Annotated in this window: 16 protein-coding genes; 15 read left to right on the top strand and 1 reads right to left on the bottom strand. The window is 39.1% G+C overall.

From position 1 onward, the window contains the following. Nucleotides 1–45: 45 nt before the first annotated feature. The 13 genes from miaB to glnA all read left to right on the top strand — a co-directional run bounded on the left by miaB (nt 46) and on the right by glnA (nt 15,494). Entirely contained in the window at nt 46–1,605 is a 1,560-nt protein-coding gene (gene miaB, locus IMZ31_RS08930) for a tRNA (N6-isopentenyl adenosine(37)-C2)-methylthiotransferase MiaB (protein ID WP_207530150.1), read from the top strand. Then, nucleotides 1,606–2,034, top strand: coding sequence for a YlbF/YmcA family competence regulator (locus tag IMZ31_RS08935; protein ID WP_188649877.1), 429 nt, complete (start codon nt 1,606–1,608; stop codon nt 2,032–2,034). 215 nt (nt 2,035–2,249) lie between these two features. Further along, nucleotides 2,250–2,810, top strand: a complete 561-nt coding sequence (cotE, locus tag IMZ31_RS08940) for an outer spore coat protein CotE (protein WP_036778884.1) — start codon at nt 2,250–2,252, stop codon at nt 2,808–2,810. 181 nt (nt 2,811–2,991) lie between these two features. Then, complete coding sequence (gene mutS, locus IMZ31_RS08945) at nt 2,992–5,592, top strand: DNA mismatch repair protein MutS (RefSeq protein ID WP_207530151.1); 2,601 nt, start codon at nt 2,992–2,994, stop codon at nt 5,590–5,592. A 34-nt stretch (nt 5,593–5,626) separates the two neighbouring features. Then, nucleotides 5,627–7,471, top strand: coding sequence for a DNA mismatch repair endonuclease MutL (mutL, locus tag IMZ31_RS08950; protein WP_371825497.1), 1,845 nt, complete (start codon nt 5,627–5,629; stop codon nt 7,469–7,471). A gap of 219 nt (nt 7,472–7,690) precedes the next feature. Then, nucleotides 7,691–8,626, top strand: a complete 936-nt coding sequence (miaA, locus tag IMZ31_RS08955; protein WP_207530153.1) for a tRNA (adenosine(37)-N6)-dimethylallyltransferase MiaA — start codon at nt 7,691–7,693, stop codon at nt 8,624–8,626. A gap of 39 nt (nt 8,627–8,665) precedes the next feature. Beyond that, complete coding sequence (gene hfq / locus IMZ31_RS08960; protein WP_036778891.1) at nt 8,666–8,890, top strand: RNA chaperone Hfq; 225 nt, start codon at nt 8,666–8,668, stop codon at nt 8,888–8,890. Nucleotides 8,891–9,136: 246 nt separating this feature from the next. Further along, nucleotides 9,137–10,021 (top strand): stage V sporulation protein K, encoded by an 885-nt coding sequence (gene spoVK / locus IMZ31_RS08965; protein WP_207530351.1) that lies wholly within the window; start codon nt 9,137–9,139, stop codon nt 10,019–10,021. Nucleotides 10,022–10,138: 117 nt separating this feature from the next. After that, a complete protein-coding gene (hflX, locus tag IMZ31_RS08970) occupies nt 10,139–11,389 on the top strand; it encodes a GTPase HflX (RefSeq protein ID WP_207530154.1) in 1,251 nt (416 codons plus the stop codon). A gap of 3 nt (nt 11,390–11,392) precedes the next feature. Continuing rightward, on the top strand, nt 11,393–12,637 hold the full coding sequence (locus IMZ31_RS08975; protein WP_207530155.1) for a methionine gamma-lyase family protein: 1,245 nt from the start codon (nt 11,393–11,395) through the stop codon (nt 12,635–12,637). A gap of 187 nt (nt 12,638–12,824) precedes the next feature. Then, nucleotides 12,825–13,577, top strand: coding sequence for a C39 family peptidase (locus IMZ31_RS08980; protein ID WP_207530352.1), 753 nt, complete (start codon nt 12,825–12,827; stop codon nt 13,575–13,577). Nucleotides 13,578–13,718: 141 nt separating this feature from the next. Then, on the top strand, nt 13,719–14,120 hold the full coding sequence (locus tag IMZ31_RS08985; RefSeq protein WP_207530156.1) for a MerR family transcriptional regulator: 402 nt from the start codon (nt 13,719–13,721) through the stop codon (nt 14,118–14,120). A gap of 36 nt (nt 14,121–14,156) precedes the next feature. Further along, nucleotides 14,157–15,494, top strand: a complete 1,338-nt coding sequence (gene glnA / locus IMZ31_RS08990; protein ID WP_207530157.1) for a type I glutamate--ammonia ligase — start codon at nt 14,157–14,159, stop codon at nt 15,492–15,494. Between the two features lie 217 nt (nt 15,495–15,711). On the opposite strand, the gene lexA is transcribed toward glnA, so the two are convergent. After that, complete coding sequence (gene lexA, locus IMZ31_RS08995; protein ID WP_036778907.1) at nt 15,712–16,341, bottom strand: transcriptional repressor LexA; 630 nt, start codon at nt 16,339–16,341, stop codon at nt 15,712–15,714. 305 nt (nt 16,342–16,646) lie between these two features. Here lexA and IMZ31_RS09000 point away from each other — a divergent pair, with 305 nt between their 5' ends. Then, on the top strand, nt 16,647–17,297 hold the full coding sequence (locus tag IMZ31_RS09000) for a YneB family resolvase-like protein (RefSeq protein WP_207530158.1): 651 nt from the start codon (nt 16,647–16,649) through the stop codon (nt 17,295–17,297). 92 nt (nt 17,298–17,389) lie between these two features. Continuing rightward, nucleotides 17,390–17,623: a DUF896 domain-containing protein gene (locus tag IMZ31_RS09005; RefSeq protein WP_207530159.1), complete on the top strand. Its 234-nt coding sequence runs from the start codon at nt 17,390–17,392 to the stop codon at nt 17,621–17,623. The last annotated feature ends 175 nt before the right edge of the window (nt 17,624–17,798 follow it).

The raw sequence follows: 17,798 nt of genomic DNA on the forward strand, positions 1-17,798 counted from the left end.
TGATATAATATTACAATTAGAGACAGTGTGAAAGGAGTTCTCTGAATGAATGAACAGCAACGAAAAGAAATGAGTTCCATTCAACAACCTGAACGAGACAAGCCTGCTCAGGATAAACCTTTAAAAGAAAAGACAACAGAAGACTTTGCTAAATATTTTGAAACGACTTATCAACCCCCTTCTTTAAAAAGCGCAAAGAAACGCGGAAAAGAAGATGTAAGTGTTCATTATGATTTTGACATTCCTGAAGATTTAAAAGGATTAGGGAACGGTAAGAAATTCCTTATTCGAACATATGGATGTCAAATGAATGAACACGATACAGAAGTAATGGCTGGTATTTTAACAGATATGGGCTATGAATCTACAAGTGATCAAAAAGAAGCGGATATCATTTTACTTAACACGTGTGCAATCCGAGAAAACGCTGAGAACAAAGTGTTTGGTGAGATTGGCCACTTAAAATCCTTGAAGCGTGAGAAACCAGACTTGCTTTTGGGTGTATGTGGGTGCATGTCCCAGGAAGAGTCCGTCGTAAATCGTATTTTACAAAAGCACCAATTCATAGACTTAATATTTGGTACACATAATATCCATCGTCTTCCATACTTAGTGAAAGAAGCGCTATTTGGGAAAGAAATGGTCGTTGAAGTATGGTCAAAAGAAGGAGACATTGTAGAAAACCTTCCAAGACAACGTAAAGGAAATATAAAAGCGTGGGTGAACATTATGTATGGTTGTGATAAGTTCTGCACATACTGTATTGTTCCATACACACGAGGCAAAGAACGAAGTCGTCGCCCTGAGGATATTATTCAGGAAGTGCGTCAATTGGCGGCTCAAGGGTATAAAGAAGTCACTTTACTTGGTCAAAATGTGAATGCTTACGGGAAAGATTTCGAGGATATGACATACGGTCTTGGTGACTTAATGAATGAGATCCATAAGATCGATATTCCACGAGTACGCTTCACAACCTCTCACCCTCGTGATTTTGACGACCGATTGATTGAAGTATTAGCTCAAGGTGGAAACTTACTCGATCATATCCATTTACCTGTTCAATCTGGAAGTTCAGAAGTTCTTAAGATCATGGCGCGTAAATATACACGCGAACGCTATCTTGAACTCGTAGATAAGATTCGAGTAGCAATGCCAAATGCAACGATGACTACTGATATTATTGTCGGATTCCCTAACGAAACTGAAGATCAGTTTCAGGAAACGTTAAGTCTCGTTGAAGAAGTTGGATTTGAAGGTGCTTATACGTTCATTTACTCTCCAAGAGAAGGAACTCCAGCAGCGAAGATGCAGGATAACGTTCCTATGGAAGTGAAAAAAGAGCGCTTACAGCGGCTGAATGCTGTTATTAATCATCAATCCGCTCAAGCAATGAAGAAGTATGAAAATCAAATTGTCCATGTGTTAGTAGAAGGGGAGAGTAAGAATAACCCTGATGTACTTGCTGGGCATACAGATAAAAATAAGCTCGTGAATTTCCGTGGTCCAAAATCCATTATTGGTCAAATTGTCCCTGTTAGGGTGACAAAAGCCAAAACATGGTCGCTGGACGGAGAAATGGTCGAAGCAGCAGAGGTGAAATAAATGTCAACATATACTCGTAGTGAAGTCATTCAACAAGCTCAAAGCCTAGCGCATAAAATCGTAGAAACGCCAGAAATTGAGCGTTTTAAGCAAGTGGAAGCAAAGTTAAATGAAAATAAAAAGGTTCAGGAATATATCAGTCGTATTAAATCTCTTCAAAAGCAAGCTGTGAACTTTCAATACTATGAAAAAACAGAAGCTCAGAAGAAAGTAGAGAAAGAAATTGATCGTCTTCAAGCCGAATTAGATGCAATTCCGGTTGTGGAAGAATTCAAACAAACGCAATCATCCGTTAATGACTTCTTGCAAAGTGTGACGAATACGATCGCTAATGAAGTCACAAACCAAATTATTCGTGACACAGGTGGCGATTTGTTGGAAGGTACAACAGGTTCTGCAGTCCAATCAGGTGGTTCTTGTGATCATTAATGAATGAGGTGAAAGAGTACTCTCGAAGAAAGAGAGTGCTCTTTTTTATTGCTTATAAAACTTTTCGTACATTTTTCTAGGCTCTTGCATAGAATGAAGTAGGAACTAAAGTTTCAACCTGCCATGATTATTGATTTATCTTTATGATCTGTGCACTTCGGGCTAATGTCTCGCATAGTATGTGAGTGAACAAAGAAGGAGGAGGTTGGGCTCTCATGTCGTTATTTGATCAGGAGTATCGTGAGATTATTACAAAAGCGGTATGTGGAAAGGGTAGGAAGTTTATCCAGGACACAAATACTGTAACACCATCTCATCGCCCAACAAGCATTCTAGGATGCTGGGTAATTAACCACATTTATAATGCAAAGAAAAAGGGCGATTACGTTGAGGTTTCTGGTAGTTACGAAATCAATGTATGGTATTCGTACAGCGATAATACAAAGACAGAAGTCGTTACAGAGAAAGTACATTACTGTGATAAGGTGCCTTTATCCATTAAGGATGAAAACTGTCTTGACTGTGACTTTGAGGTCATTGCTCGTGTCGTGCAACAACCAAACTGTTTAGAAGCACGCATTGCGCACCAAGGACATAAAATTATCGTTGATGTTGAGCGGGAATTCATTGTCGAAGTCATAGGTGAGACAAAAATCTGTGTTAAAGTCGACCCAGATGGCTGTGTATGTGATGAAGATGACTGGGGATATGATGTCTCAAGTGATGATTTTTCACATGTTAATCCAGATTTTCTCGCACAAGACGAAGAAGAATAACGCTCGAAGAAGACCTGACAAGTGTCAGGTCTTTTTTGCTGTAAAGGACAGAAGGGTGTCAGACACCCTTCTGTCCTTTACAGCGGAATAGTATTCGGTTTCCAGTATGATTCGGTCGTTAGAATGGTTCTTGATATGCTATAATGTGATGTAATTGAAATTCGTTCGTGGAGGATTCTTTATGGCAAAGCAAACACCAATGATGCAGCAATATATGCAAATTAAGGCGCAATATCAAGATGCCTTTTTATTTTTCCGTTTAGGCGATTTTTATGAGTTGTTTAATGAAGATGCAACGAAAGCCGCTCAGGAATTAGAAATTACATTAACAAGTCGTGATGGAGGGAACATTCCAATGTGCGGAGTTCCTTACCACTCTTCAGCAAATTATATAAAAACATTAATTGAAAAAGGATATAAAGTAGCAATATGTGAACAAGTGGAAGACCCAAAAACAGCAAAAGGGGTAGTGAAACGAGAAGTTGTTCAACTTGTAACTCCCGGTACCGTGATGGAGGGAGCGATGCTTTCTGAAGATGAGAATAATTACTTGGCTTCTATTACGCCCTTTAATCAACAGACGTATGTAGTAGCTTATAACGATTTAACAACCGGAGAAAACAGTATTGCTTTATTAGAAGATGGATTTGACGGTGTGCTAAGTGAATTGTTTAATCGCCCTGTAAAAGAAATTATCGTCCCACCAAATTATGATGAAGAAAATCAAAAAGCCTTGCAAGACCGTCTTGGTGTAACGATTTCAAAACAAGAAGAGAATGCCATTCCTAAAAGCTTTCAATCTCTTGTAGAAAACTTGCAAGATGAGCGTCTGATTACTGGGTTCGGTCAATTATTTAACTATATCCAAGACACTCAGAAGCGATCACTTGACCATCTTAAGCCTGTATACCAAATCCAGCTTAAAGAATATATGACACTCGATATGTACTCAAAACGTAATCTCGAACTTATGGAAACGATCCGTAAGCAAGGAAAGAAAGGGAGTCTTCTTTGGGTGCTCGATAAAACAGTCACATCCATGGGAGCGCGTACACTTAAGAAATGGGTCGAGCGTCCGTTACTTCGTAAGGAAAGCATTGAAGAACGCTACAACCAGGTAGAAGGCTTTATGGAGCAATTCTTTGAAAGAGAAACGCTCAGAGAGTCATTAAAGTCAGTGTATGACCTAGAACGTCTAGCTGGTAGAGTTGCTTATGGAAATGTAAATGCGCGTGATCTTGTTCAACTGAAGCAATCAATTGGCCGTGTACCGGAAATAAAGTCATTACTTGCTTCATTTGGTAAACCTGAATTAAAAGAACTATCTGAACAACTCCAACCCTTAGATGATGTTCATGACCTTTTAGAGAAAGCAATTATGGATGCACCACCTATTACAGTGAAAGAAGGTGGGCTTATAAAAGACGGCTACAATGGCCAGTTAGACGATTACCGTGATGCGGCCAGAAACGGGAAGCAATGGATTGCCCAACTCGAACAGAAAGAGAGACAGGAAACCGGTATTAGCAAGCTGAAAATAGGATATAACCGTGTATTTGGTTATTACCTTGAAGTGACTAAAGCTAATATCCACCTTCTTCCTGAAGGGCGATACGAGCGAAAGCAGACACTTGCCAATGCTGAGAGGTATATTACACCTGAATTAAAGGAAAAAGAGACACTCATTCTTGAAGCTCAAGAGAAAAGTGTTGAACTTGAATATGATTTATTTATAGAAGTTCGGGATCAGGTGAAAAACTTTATTCGCCCATTGCAAATTCTTGCAGAACAAATTAGCGCAATAGACGTGTTACAAGGGTTTGCGACAGTCAGTGAAGAGTACCAGTACACTAGACCTTCTATTGTTGACGGGAGAGAAGTGTCCATTGAAAAAGGCCGTCACCCGGTAGTTGAGAAAGTTATGCAAAATGATACGTTTGTTCCAAATGATGTAGATATGCCTGAAGAGACAGATATCTTACTCATAACTGGTCCAAACATGAGTGGTAAAAGTACGTATATGCGACAACTGGCATTAACGGCAATAATGGCGCAAATTGGTTGCTTTGTCCCATGCGAATCTGCAAGACTTCCAATCTTTGATCAGATCTTTACAAGGATCGGTGCAGCCGACGATCTTGTTTCTGGACAAAGTACGTTCATGGTGGAAATGCTAGAAGCTAAACATGCTTTAACGCGTGCTACAGATAAAAGTTTGATTTTGCTCGATGAAATCGGAAGAGGGACGAGCACATATGATGGTATGGCTCTAGCTCAAGCTATTGTTGAGCATATTCACAACCATATTCATGCTAAAACCATGTTTTCAACGCACTACCACGAGCTGACAGCTCTTGACGAACAACTTAACCATTTAAAAAATGTTCATGTCCGTGCGGAAGAATACAATGGTCGTGTGGTATTCCTTCACCAAATTCAAGACGGAGCGGCAGATCAGAGTTACGGCATTCACGTAGCTCAACTTGCGGACTTGCCTGAAGGGCTAATCAATCGTGCTAACGAAATTCTCGCTCATTTGGAAGGTTCTTCTGATGAAGGGCATAAAGCACCATTAAAACAGACATTGGCAAACGAACCAGATGAGCAGTTATCTTTATTCAAGGAAGAGCCAGTTTCGGTTAAAGAAACAAAACAGCAGCCTGAAAAAAGTTCTGCTCAAGATCAGGTGTTAAAGCAATTATCAGAGCTCGATCTTTTAGAATTAAATCCCATTGAAGCGATGAATCATCTTTACACGTTACAAAAGCAATTGAAGAAATAAGAAAGGGGGAGGTCAAGTGGCGACTATTCATCAAATGCCTGACACTTTAGCGAATAAAATTGCAGCAGGTGAAGTAGTAGAACGTCCCTCATCGGTCGTTAAAGAACTAGTTGAGAATAGCATTGACGCAGGAAGTACTTGGGTGAAGGTGGAACTAGAGGAAGCCGGTCTCTCCAAAATTAAGATCATGGATAATGGAAAAGGCATGAGCGAGGAAGATAGTGAACGAGCTTTCTTACGTCATGCTACTAGTAAAATTACACACGAGAATGAGCTTTTTCGCGTGAAAACACTTGGTTTCCGAGGAGAAGCCCTAGCTAGTATTGCAGCTGTCAGTCGTTTAACTGTTAAAACATCAACAGGTAAAGAAGCTGGAACGAAACTTTATTTAGAGGGCGGAGCTTTAAAAGATAAAGATAAAAGCGATGCCAGACAAGGTACAGAAATTACGGTTGATGAGCTCTTTTTTAATACCCCAGCAAGACTAAAGTATATGAAAACCATTCATACGGAACTTGGACACATTACAGATGTTATGAACCGTATGGCTCTATCTCACCCAGAAGTCCGCTTTGAGTGTTATCATAACGGGAAGCGGTTGTTCCAAACGACTGGAAGAGGAGATATTCTTCAAGTGATCTCTCAAATTTATGGTATGTCTACAGCTAAAAAAATGATTCCCATTGAAGCAAAAACGTTGGACTTTACCATTACTGGCTATATAGCTAAGCCTGAGATTACAAGAGCGTCAAGGAACTACATGTCTACAATCGTAAATGGCCGGTATATAAGAAACCCAGCTGTTAATAAAGCCGTTTTGCAAGGGTATCATACTCTCCTCCCAATCGGACGGTATCCCCTTGTAGTTCTGCAAATTGAAATGGACCCTTATTTGGTGGACGTAAACGTTCATCCAGCTAAATTAGAAGTTCGTTTCAGTAAAGAAAAAGAGCTTTTCGACGCCGTACAGGAAGCTGTTACGAGTGTTTTCAGAAAGGAGACTCTTATACCAGAAGTTGAACAGAAGCCAAAGCGAGCGAAAGAAAAAGATTCTTCTGTTCAAGGAAGCTTTTCTTTTGAAGAACGACCTACTCCCTTTGTGTCAGAACCACCTGTGGCTCCTGTGAAATCTGATTCTACACGAGAAGAACCAGAGTGGATGAAAGAAAGTAAAACTTCTGATTATGCAGAGGTGGGTAAAAAGGCAACAACACCTGACCTTGAAACAGATTCACTAGAGCCTGAACCAATAGAAAAAGAGCAGGAGGAAAAAGAAGTTGTGGTAGAGCCAACACATCGCGTACCCATTCTTTATCCAATTGGTCAGTTACACGGGACCTATATTCTTGCACAAAATGAAAAGGGTCTTTATATTATTGACCAGCACGCAGCACAAGAGCGAATTAAATATGAGTTTTTCCGCGACAAATTGGGTCAGACGACTAATGAAGTTCAGGAATTACTCATGCCAATGACTTTTGATTTCACAAAGCCTGAAGCCATTTTGATCCAAGAGCACATGGAAAAGTTACAGCATGTAGGGTTGTTTCTTGAACCATTCGGAGAGCAAACCTTTATTGTTCGATCGCACCCACAATGGTTTCCAAAAGGACATGAACAAGAAGTTATTGAAGAGATGGTAGATCAAGTATTAAATGAAAATAAGGTTAACATTACTTCTTTACGTGAGGAAGCGGCCATTTTAATGAGCTGTAAACGATCCATTAAAGCAAATCATTATCTGAATCATGAGGATATGAAACGTCTGCTTGATGACTTAAGGGAATCAACAGATCCGTTTACATGTCCTCACGGTCGCCCTATTATCGTCCACTTCTCTGAGTATGAAATGGAAAAAATGTTTAAACGTGTGATGTAATTACGAAAAAAGCGGACTGTATCCTTCTAAGGATCGTTCGCTTTTTTATTTGAATAATCTATGTTGGTTATGATAAAAATTAGATTTTTTTGCTAATCAGTACTTCAGAGGGCGATGTAGACTTTTACATTGCTTTATTTTCTAGTGTGGAACATGTATAATAACGATAGCAAAAAACTTGAAAGAACAATTGTTCGTTTAACAAAGTGAGGCATCAAAATGAAACAACCAGTTGTGGCGATTGTCGGGCCAACAGCAGTAGGGAAAACTTCATTGAGCATTCAGGTCGCTAAGCGCTTTAATGGGGAGATCATTAGTGGGGATTCAATGCAAATCTATAAGGGAATGGATATTGGAACTGCGAAAGTGACCCAAGAAGAAATGAACGGAGTTCCTCATTATATGATTGATATTAAAGACCCTGGAGATGAATTCTCTGTGGCAGAATTTCAAGATAAAGTATCCCGATACATAGAGGAAATTTCAGATAGAGGGAAGCTTCCCATTATCGTTGGTGGGACAGGGCTTTACATTCAATCGGTATTGTACAATTTTCAATTTTCTGAGACAGCTCGAGATGATCAGTTCAGACATAATCTTGAAAAAAAGATAGAAGAAGAAGGGGTTTTGCCCTACTTTAATCGTCTGAAGGAGATTGACCCAGAGCAGGCCTCTAAGATTCATCCGAATAATATAAGAAGAGTAATACGAGCTCTTGAGGTCCATGAATTAACAGGTATGACTATAAGTGAATACCAAGCAACTCAACAGCCTACCTCTCCGTACAATCCTATATTAATAGGCTTGAATATGGAGAGAGAAACACTTTATGAACGGATTAACAAGCGCGTAGATGATATGATTGAAGATGGATTGCTCTCTGAGGTGACTCGTCTCGTACAACAAGGGTACGAAGGTGCTCAAAGTATGAAAGCAATTGGCTATAAGGAGTTCCTTCCTTATTTGCACAATCAACAACTCCTACAAGAATCCGTGGAAGCTTTAAAGCAAAATTCACGCCGCTATGCAAAACGCCAACTTACATATTTCCGAAATAAGATGGACGTAAATTGGTATGAAATTTCATTAGAAACAGCGGCAGAAAAGTTTGAAGAAATTTTAAGCGATTTAGCAGGAAAGCTGAATCAAATATAGAATTATAGTAAGCACAGATAGAAAAGAGGAGGAAGATTCATGGCTCAAACAGTGAATATCCAAGATCAATTTTTAAATACTCTACGTAAGGAACATGTTCAAGTAACAGTATTTTTGCTTAACGGTTTCCAACTTCGCGGAGTCGTTAAAGCTTTCGATAATTTCACCGTAATGTTAGAAACAGACGGAAAGCAACAATTAATCTTTAAGCATGCGATCTCTACATTTGCTCCATCTAAGACCATCACGCTAGATAAAGAATAAGCTGAAAGCGGACTCTGTTATGGGGTCCGTTTTTTCTTATTTTTTCGTGATTCCTTTTACATATGAATCGGTATGTTAAGTTCCTTTTGCAATGCCTGAATGGTGAAATCTTGTTCTTTATTCAGTAGTTAAAAAATATAGGCATTTGTCACACCCCTCCTTATGATTGCGTATACTGACAGTGAATAAGGGGTGATCCTATTGGATACGCAAGTGACCTATAAAAAGAATGGTCAAATCAATATTATGTTTCATGATAGGGAACATCAAGCGGTCGAACATAGAGAAATTGCGGCAACTTCTTATGCAACGAATCCTTTTCAACGTATAGATACACAATTTGAAGAATTTATCGGACTCGACCATTTAAAATCCACGGTTAAAGAAATTTATGCTAGTATTTATGTGAATCAGAAGCGAGAGGAAGCAGGCCTTAAGCCTTCTAAGCAGGTGCTTCATATGTTATTTAAAGGAAATCCAGGTACAGGTAAAACGACAGTGGCGCGAAAAATATCTGAACTTTTTCATGAGATGAATGTTCTCTCTAAAGGTCATTTTATTGAAGCTGAACGTGCGGATCTTGTCGGAGAGTACATTGGACATACGGCTCAGAAGACAAGGGAACTTGTAAAAAAGGCGATGGGTGGAGTTTTATTTATAGATGAAGCTTATTCATTGGCTCGAGGCGGGGAGAAAGATTTCGGTAAAGAAGCCATCGATACATTAGTGAAACATATGGAAGACCATCATAACGATTTTATTCTGATTCTAGCGGGTTACCCTGATGAAATGGATCGGTTTTTGCGCTTAAATCCAGGATTGCAGTCAAGGTTTCCGATTATATTAGATTTTAAAGATTATTCTATTGATGAGCTCATGACGATTGCTAAGCAAATGGCTGCTGAACGAGAATACGAATTCTCAAAAGACGCAGAATGGAAGCTTAAAGATCACTTAATCCGAATGCAACAACAACGAGGGGGCGGCTTCTCGAATGGGCGTTATATTCGAAACGTTATTGAACAGTCTATACGCAAACAAGCGATGCGAATCATGAAGCAAAATCGCTTTTCCGCATCAGAACTTATGCAAATAACAGGTCAAGATTTAATTTTTCAAACGAAAACCTAAGTATGCTCCTCGATAGAGAGGGGCTCCTTTTTGTTTATCAGAATAATGTTCTCATTTCGCTTTAAAAAAGGTCTGTGTTATGATAGGAGCACGATTAGAAAGTTGAGGGATGTTGTCATGGAACAAGCAGTCATAGTAGCTTGCCAATTACCAAATACAGACGAAGAGCGCTTCCACTCTTCTATTGAAGAATTACAATCTTTAACAGAAACCGCTCATGGTCAAGTACATAAAATTTTCGTTCAAAAGCGAAACAAAATACACCCTGCCCTTTATATAGGGGAAGGAAAATTACAAGAGATAAAAGAGTATTTAGAAACGAATGACATAGGACTTGTTATTTTCAATGATGAGTTATCACCAGGTCAAATGAGTAAATTGGCAGATTATCTGGATGTAGGTATCATCGATCGAACCCAGCTTATCCTTGATATATTTGCAAGAAGAGCGAATACAAAGGAAGGTAAGCTACAAGTTGAGCTTGCTCAACTTCAGTACATGCTACCCCGTATTTATGGACAGGGGAAGAATATGTCGAGGCTCGGTGGTGGTATTGGAACACGTGGTCCTGGTGAGACAAAGCTTGAAACGGATCGCCGACACATCAGGCGCCGTATAGATGATATTAAACTGCGTTTATCACAAGTAGTAAGCCAACGTAATCAATACCGAAAGCGCCGTAAAGAAAATCGCGCTTTTCAGATAGCGGTCGTCGGATACACAAATGCGGGTAAGTCTACTCTTTTCAATCGTCTGACCAACAGTGAATCCTTTGAAGAAAATCAATTATTTGCAACTCTCGACCCACTTACACGTCAGATCCAGTTGCCTTCGGGGTTCAGGTCACTCTTATCTGATACAGTAGGGTTTATTCAAGATTTGCCAACAACGTTAATAGCAGCTTTTCGTTCAACGTTAGAAGAAGTAACAGAAGCAGATTTTATTTTGCATATGGTCGATGCCTCCCATCCTGATCACATTCAACATGAGAAAACCGTTCATCAGCTTTTAACAGATTTAGGAGCGGATCATTTACCGATGTTAACGGTATACAATAAACGTGATCTTTTGGATGCGAATTTCTTCCCTGCAACAATGCCTGCAGTAACGATTAGTGCACATGATCCAATTGACTTAAAGCGTCTTTTAGATAAAATCGAAGAGGTCATTATAGAAGAGTGGGAACCGTTCCAAATTTATATTCATGCTTCTGAGAGTGACTTTCTTCATCGTGTTGAGTCAAATTCAATAGTGAAAGAACGTGATTTTCTTGAAGACGATGAAAAATACTTTTTGAAGGGGTGGATAGACACAGAGCATCCACTTTACCATCAACTAAAGAACAACCGCAGAGGGGAAAAAGAATAGAACATGGAAAAACTTGATTTAGAACAATTAGCATTAGAAGCAGAACTTGATAGTAAGGATATTCACGATTCAATCAATAGACTTGTCGAGCATAATCAAGAACGGGTTTTATCAGCGTTTAGAGACCAGCAGGTAAGTGATTCCCACTTTAACCCAACTACTGGGTATGGATACGATGATATGGGACGAGATAAATTAGAACAGGTTTACGCAGACGTTTTTGGGGGAGAAGACGCTCTTGTACGCCCTCAAATTGTTTCAGGAACACATGCCATTACCATTTCGTTATTTGGCTTGTTAAGACCAAATGATGAACTTTTATATATAACCGGAGCTCCATATGACACATTAGAAGAAATCGTCGGAGTGAGAGGTTCAGGCAATGGATCTCTGAAAGATTTTCATATTGGCTATCAACATATCGATCTTCTAGAGAGTGGAACAGTTGATTTCCAAGAAGTCCAAAAATCAATAACTCCTCAAACAAAAGTGGTTGGAATTCAGCGTTCAAAGGGATACGCAGACCGACCTTCATTTACAATAGCTGAAATAAAAGAGATGATTGAGTTTGTAAAAGAGATTAACCCTGAAATAATCGTTTTTGTCGACAACTGTTACGGAGAATTTGCAGAAGAACAAGAACCGATTCACGTTGGAGCGGACCTTATAGCGGGATCTCTAATTAAAAATCCTGGCGGTGGATTAGCAAGAACAGGTGGTTATATTGCAGGCAAGGCATACCTAGTCGAGCAATGTGCTAACCGATTGACTGCACCAGGTTTAGGTAAAGAAACAGGGGCTACCCTTCACAGTTTGCAGGAAATGTATCAAGGGCTTTTTTTAGCACCTCACGTCGTAGGTGAAGCAATGAAGGGGGCTGTCTTTACATCGCGATTTTTAGAGAAGCTCGGGTTTATAACAACACCCCATTATAAGGCTAAGCGCACTGACCTAATACAATCAGTTACTTTCAATACAGCCGAACAAATGGTTGCATTCTGTCAAGAGATTCAAAAAGCATCACCCATTAACTCACACGTGACACCATATCCAAGTTACATGCCTGGATATGAACATGATGTCATTATGGCAGCGGGGACGTTTGTACAGGGAGCCAGTCTTGAATTAACTGCAGATGGTCCTATACGTCCGCCATATACAGCTTTTGTGCAGGGTGGTTTAACTTATGCGCACGTGAAGATTGCAATTAAGATGGCAGTAATACGATTATTAAAAATACCAGAATAGTAAAACAACCTAACATTCATTAAAATTAGCCCCTGTTATTTTTAAAGGGGCTATAATTATGAGTAATTTAGCGCATAAGGGAGTACGTATGAATAATATAAGGCTATTTATCCCAGTAATTTTAGCATTTACTTTCAACACCTCATTTTCCTCTATAGACGAACCAACAACTAATATAGTAAGAGAAATGGAGTCAAATTCCGTTAGTTTCGAGACTCTAGATCCTTTGTTTCTAACAGGGGAGATAAGCTATGTATCTAGTAAACTGCTATCACAAAAGCTACGTTGGAATGTCACAGACTATGATTTATACGCAACAGTTCAAGGTGAAGAGGAGTACATATCTTTAAAAGGTGAATCATTTAAAAACCCTCTGAATGTCCCCTTACTAAACCAAATGGATAAACCGAGACTATACAACGGGTGTGAGGTAACAAGTTTAGCGATGGTATTAAATTATCATAATGTTGATGTAACAAAGAATGAGCTTGCAAACCAAATTGATCGAGTACCCCTTACTTACTCGAATGGATTAAAGGGCAATCCAAATGAAGGTTTTGTAGGAGATATGGAAAATGGACCTGGTTTATCGGTCTACCATGGCCCTATTTATGAACTTGCAAAGTCATATGTGGGAGAGCGAGCCGTGGATTTAACAGGGAGTGATCCTGAGGCATTATACAAATATGTAAAGGTTGGAAAGCCAATATGGGTCATCACCACAGCAAATTTTGCTCCTACTAACGACTTCAAAACATGGAATACACCACATGGTAAGGTTGATGTAAGCTTTAGTGTTCATAGTGTTGTTGTTACAGGATACTCAGAAGAGTATATCTTTATTAATAATCCATATGGAGAAAAAAATCAAAAGGTAGATCGACACGTATTTGAAGAAGCGTTTAAGCAAATGGGGAGTCAGGCTATAGTGATAAAGTAAAAAGCCCGTAATGTGTATGGGCTTTCATTGGCGCCATAAAGGCTTTTGGTAATATGTAAAAAAAGCTAACATGTATTGACAGAATTTGAATCATTACATACAATGAAGATACATAAACGTTACGATAAGGAGGGCTAAATCATGAATGATGAACTACGAAGATCGATGCCTCTATTCCCAATAGGGATTGTAAAATCGCTTACAGACCTTTCTGCAAGGCAGATTCGGTACTATGAAGAACATGATTTGATTCATCCTGTTCGCTCTGATGGAAATCGACGTTTATTTTCGTTCAATGATGTAGATCGTTTATTAGAAATTAAATCTCTAATTGAAAAAGGGGTTAACCTTGCGGGTATTAAGCAAGTGTTGTCAATGCAACCTCAACAACAAAATGAATACTCAGAGAAAGAGATTCAGGAAGTACGAGAAGAGTTATCTGAGAAAGAGTTGCGAAAGATGCTAAAAAACGAACTGTTTCAAGCAAACAGGTTCGGCAAATCCTCGTTGCGTCAGGGAGAATTATCACGATTCTTCCATTAATATAAACTTATGTATACTGGGAGGAGAAAGTCGCTTATGGCAGCTAAATTGACGAGAGATCAGATCCTTGAGAAGATTCAAGAAGAGAATGTTAAGTTTATTCGATTACAATTCACAGACCTACTAGGAACGATTAAAAACGTAGAAATTCCATACAGTCAGCTTGATAAAGCACTAGACAACCAAATGATGTTTGATGGGTCTTCCATTGAAGGATTTGTACGTATTGAAGAATCAGACATGCTTTTGTACCCTGATCTTGATACGTTTGTAGTTTTTCCATGGACATCTGAAAAAGGGAAGGTAGCTCGCTTTATATGTGATATCTACAATCCAGATGGCACTCCATTTGAAGGTTGTCCACGCTATAACTTGAAGCGTAACTTAAAGAAAATGGAAGAGCTTGGTTTCTCGGCCTTTAACTTAGGTACAGAACCTGAATTCTTCTTATTTAAGTTAGATGATAAGGGCGAACCTACAATGGAGCTAAATGACCGAGGTGGTTACTTTGATTTAGCTCCAACTGACCTAGGAGAGAATTGCCGTCGTGACATTGTACTAGAATTAGAAGAGATGGGCTTTGAAATTGAAGCATCTCATCACGAGGTAGCTCCTGGCCAACACGAGATTGATTTCAAATATGCAGATGCTCTAAAACATTGCGATGACATTCAAACATTCAAACTGGTAGTAAAAACGATTGCTCGTAAACATGGTTTACACGCGACGTTTATGCCTAAGCCGCTTTTCGGTGTTAATGGTTCAGGAATGCACTGTAATATGTCCTTGTTTAAAGATGGAGGTAATTCCTTCTTCGACGAAAAAGGCGATCAGCAATTAAGTGCGACAGCTTATCAGTTTATCGCTGGTATTGTGAAGCATGCAACGAATTTTACAGCGGTTACGAACCCAACGGTCAACTCTTATAAGCGTTTAGTACCTGGGTATGAAGCACCTTGTTATGTAGCATGGTCCGGTCAGAACCGTAGCCCCCTAATTCGTATCCCTGCTTCTCGTGGGATTAGTACGCGTATTGAGGTGCGTAGTGTAGACCCTTCTGCTAACCCGTATTTAGCTATGGCTGTTCTATTAGCTGCTGGACTTGATGGTGTAGAAAACGGATTGAAAGCTCCAACTCCAGTAGATCGCAACATTTACGTTATGGATAAAGAAGAGCGCGTCAAACACGGGGTTCAAGACCTTCCAGCAACGCTTTCTGATGCATTAGAACTACTTAAAAAAGACGAAACAATGGTTAAAGCCCTAGGCGAACATCTATTTGAACATTTCATTGAAGCGAAAGAAATTGAATGGGATATGTTCCGTACGCAGGTTCACCCATGGGAGCGCGAACAGTATTTATCAACTTACTAAGATTGAAAACCCTCGATGCCATTGGTGTTGAGGGTTTTTATGTGTGCATTATTTTAATTAGTGATGGTAATCAGGTTTCTATGTTTACTAGAAGTTGGACGTTAACATATTACAAAACAAATAAACTTTTGCTCATAAAAAAGCATCGAATTATACTTCGATGCTTTTTATAATTATGATTTTAAAGTGAGGTTGGAGAGAGCAATCATAATTAATATTAGTGGATATGGCGATACAACCCTACTACTTTACCAAGTATACTTACATTTTGCACAATGATCGGGTCCATCGTTGCATTTTCTGGCTGTAGTCGAATATGGGTCGACTCTTTGAAGAAACGCTTAACGGTTGCCTCGTCATCTTCTGTCATAGCGACTACGATATCTCCGTTTTGAGCGGTTTGCTGGCGGCGAACAATAACCATATCTCCGTCTAAGATCCCTGCCTCAATCATACTTTCTCCTTGAACAACCAAAACAAATATATCGTCATCTTGAGCTGCAAGTGTATCTGGAAGAGGTACATACTCCTCAATATTCTCAATAGCTGTAATAGGCATACCTGCTGTTACTTTACCAATGACAGGAGCATAAGTTGCTTCTCCTTTAGGGATAGTTGTTATTGACTCCTCCTCTAATTCTAGCACTTCAATTGCTCTAGGTTTAGTAGGGTCTCTACGAATGTATCCTTTTTTCTCTAACCTGGATAAATGCCCGTGTACCGTTGAACTAGAGGCAAGCCCTACAGCTTCTCCTATTTCTCTTACGGATGGTGGGTACCCTTTCTCTAGTACACGGTTTTTTATGAAATCTAAAATTGCTTCCTGCCTTTTTGATAGTTTCGTCATATTTTCTACACCTCGTACATATCATTTATTACCGTCATTATACCATGGTAGGAAAGGTTATACAAACATTCGTTCGTAAAAAGAGTTGACAAGAACGGATGTTCGTATATAATATGAACTAGACACGAACAAAAGTTCTTATTTTTCTGGAGGCGATCAATATGTTTCAAAATCTATCAAAACTAGACGTAGTGTATTTCTTGCTATTTGCAGGCAGTTTAGCCTTTATGTATATTGGATTGCTTTCAAGTTAATCTTTACGGAATGAGGCATATCCTTATATGATAGAGAAAAAAGGAGATTATATGAAAGCTATCATCTATTGTCGCGTCAGCACAGAAAAAGAAGCACAAGTCTCATCATTAAAACGTCAACGAATTGAACTAGAAGAACTAGCGGCTGAACACCAATTTGAAATTTATAAAATTATAGAAGAACAGGCAAGTGGATATGAAATTGAAAGAGACGGCATCCTAGAAGTATTAGAATTACTTTCTAACAACGAAGCGGATTTATTACTCATTCAAGATGAAACAAGGCTTGGTCGGGGGAATACGAAAATTGCCTTGTTTCATCAACTGACAAAACTCGGAGTACCTGTTTATTCTGTTTCTCATCAAGGAGAGCTCACTTTGTCAGAATCAGATTCAATGGTGTTGCAAATTGTGGGGATTGTAGAAGAGTATCAGAGGAAAATACATAATATAAAGATCAAGCGGGGTATGAAGCGCGCTGTAGAAAATGGTTATAATCCAGCTCAAAATCTCTCTAACCAGCATTTAGCACAGGGACGAGAAAGAAAGGAATTCCCAATTGAAGAGGCTGTTCGATTACGTCAAAACAATTTGACGTTCGATGAAATAGCAGCGACTCTGAGAGGGATGGGGTTTAATGTATCCAAAGCAACCGTCCATAGAAGGTACAAAGAATTCGTTTCACTTGAAAACAACGCCTAAACGCGTTACGATATAAGAAGTAGAAAGGCAAGCATCCTAATTTGGACCCTTGCCTTTTTTACTTGGAGTTTAACAAGTAAAGGAGCATGTAAATGATTTCTCAAGATAAATTAAATCGAATTAACGAGCTATCTCATAAATCGAAACAACAAGGTCTTTCCATGACTGAACAAAAAGAACAACAAAAACTACGCCAAGAATATCTAAAAAACTTTCGTAATTCTTTCAAGAGCCAGTTAAAAGGTATGAAAGTTGTTGATCCTGAAGGAAATGACGTAACACCAGAGAAATTAAAAGAAGAACAAGCACGAAATAAAAAGCATTAATCCAAACACACGAATATCCTTCGTGTGTTTTTTTGTTTCCCTTTGTTAAAGGTTAAAGATGTTATTTTTTGTAAAAGGTTTATTCAAGGATAAGGCACTAAGCTTGAAGACTTGAAGCTGAGAGAATGTTTCCATTAGCTTTAGTTCAGTGTGGGGTGGGCTCTGAAGTCGAGTT

This window comes from Pontibacillus sp. ALD_SL1 (genome assembly GCF_017355605.1).

What these genes read in the sequence shown, in the direction of transcription:
- spoVK (WP_207530351.1), top strand. Translation starts at nt 9,137, where the DNA reads ATGTTTCATGATAGGGAACATCAAGCGGTCGAACATAGAGAAATTGCG.
- IMZ31_RS08980 (WP_207530352.1), top strand. Translation starts at nt 12,825, where the DNA reads ATGGAGTCAAATTCCGTTAGTTTCGAGACTCTAGATCCTTTGTTTCTA.
- IMZ31_RS09005 (WP_207530159.1), top strand. Translation starts at nt 17,390, where the DNA reads ATGATTTCTCAAGATAAATTAAATCGAATTAACGAGCTATCTCATAAA.
- cotE (WP_036778884.1), top strand. Translation starts at nt 2,250, where the DNA reads ATGTCGTTATTTGATCAGGAGTATCGTGAGATTATTACAAAAGCGGTA.
- hfq (WP_036778891.1), top strand. Translation starts at nt 8,666, where the DNA reads ATGGCTCAAACAGTGAATATCCAAGATCAATTTTTAAATACTCTACGT.
- IMZ31_RS08975 (WP_207530155.1), top strand. Translation starts at nt 11,393, where the DNA reads ATGGAAAAACTTGATTTAGAACAATTAGCATTAGAAGCAGAACTTGAT.
- glnA (WP_207530157.1), top strand. Translation starts at nt 14,157, where the DNA reads ATGGCAGCTAAATTGACGAGAGATCAGATCCTTGAGAAGATTCAAGAA.
- miaB (WP_207530150.1), top strand. Translation starts at nt 46, where the DNA reads ATGAATGAACAGCAACGAAAAGAAATGAGTTCCATTCAACAACCTGAA.
- IMZ31_RS09000 (WP_207530158.1), top strand. Translation starts at nt 16,647, where the DNA reads ATGAAAGCTATCATCTATTGTCGCGTCAGCACAGAAAAAGAAGCACAA.
- IMZ31_RS08935 (WP_188649877.1), top strand. Translation starts at nt 1,606, where the DNA reads ATGTCAACATATACTCGTAGTGAAGTCATTCAACAAGCTCAAAGCCTA.
- miaA (WP_207530153.1), top strand. Translation starts at nt 7,691, where the DNA reads ATGAAACAACCAGTTGTGGCGATTGTCGGGCCAACAGCAGTAGGGAAA.
- mutL (WP_371825497.1), top strand. Translation starts at nt 5,627, where the DNA reads ATGCCTGACACTTTAGCGAATAAAATTGCAGCAGGTGAAGTAGTAGAA.
- IMZ31_RS08985 (WP_207530156.1), top strand. Translation starts at nt 13,719, where the DNA reads ATGAATGATGAACTACGAAGATCGATGCCTCTATTCCCAATAGGGATT.
- lexA (WP_036778907.1), bottom strand. Translation starts at nt 16,341, where the DNA reads ATGACGAAACTATCAAAAAGGCAGGAAGCAATTTTAGATTTCATAAAA.
- hflX (WP_207530154.1), top strand. Translation starts at nt 10,139, where the DNA reads ATGGAACAAGCAGTCATAGTAGCTTGCCAATTACCAAATACAGACGAA.
- mutS (WP_207530151.1), top strand. Translation starts at nt 2,992, where the DNA reads ATGGCAAAGCAAACACCAATGATGCAGCAATATATGCAAATTAAGGCG.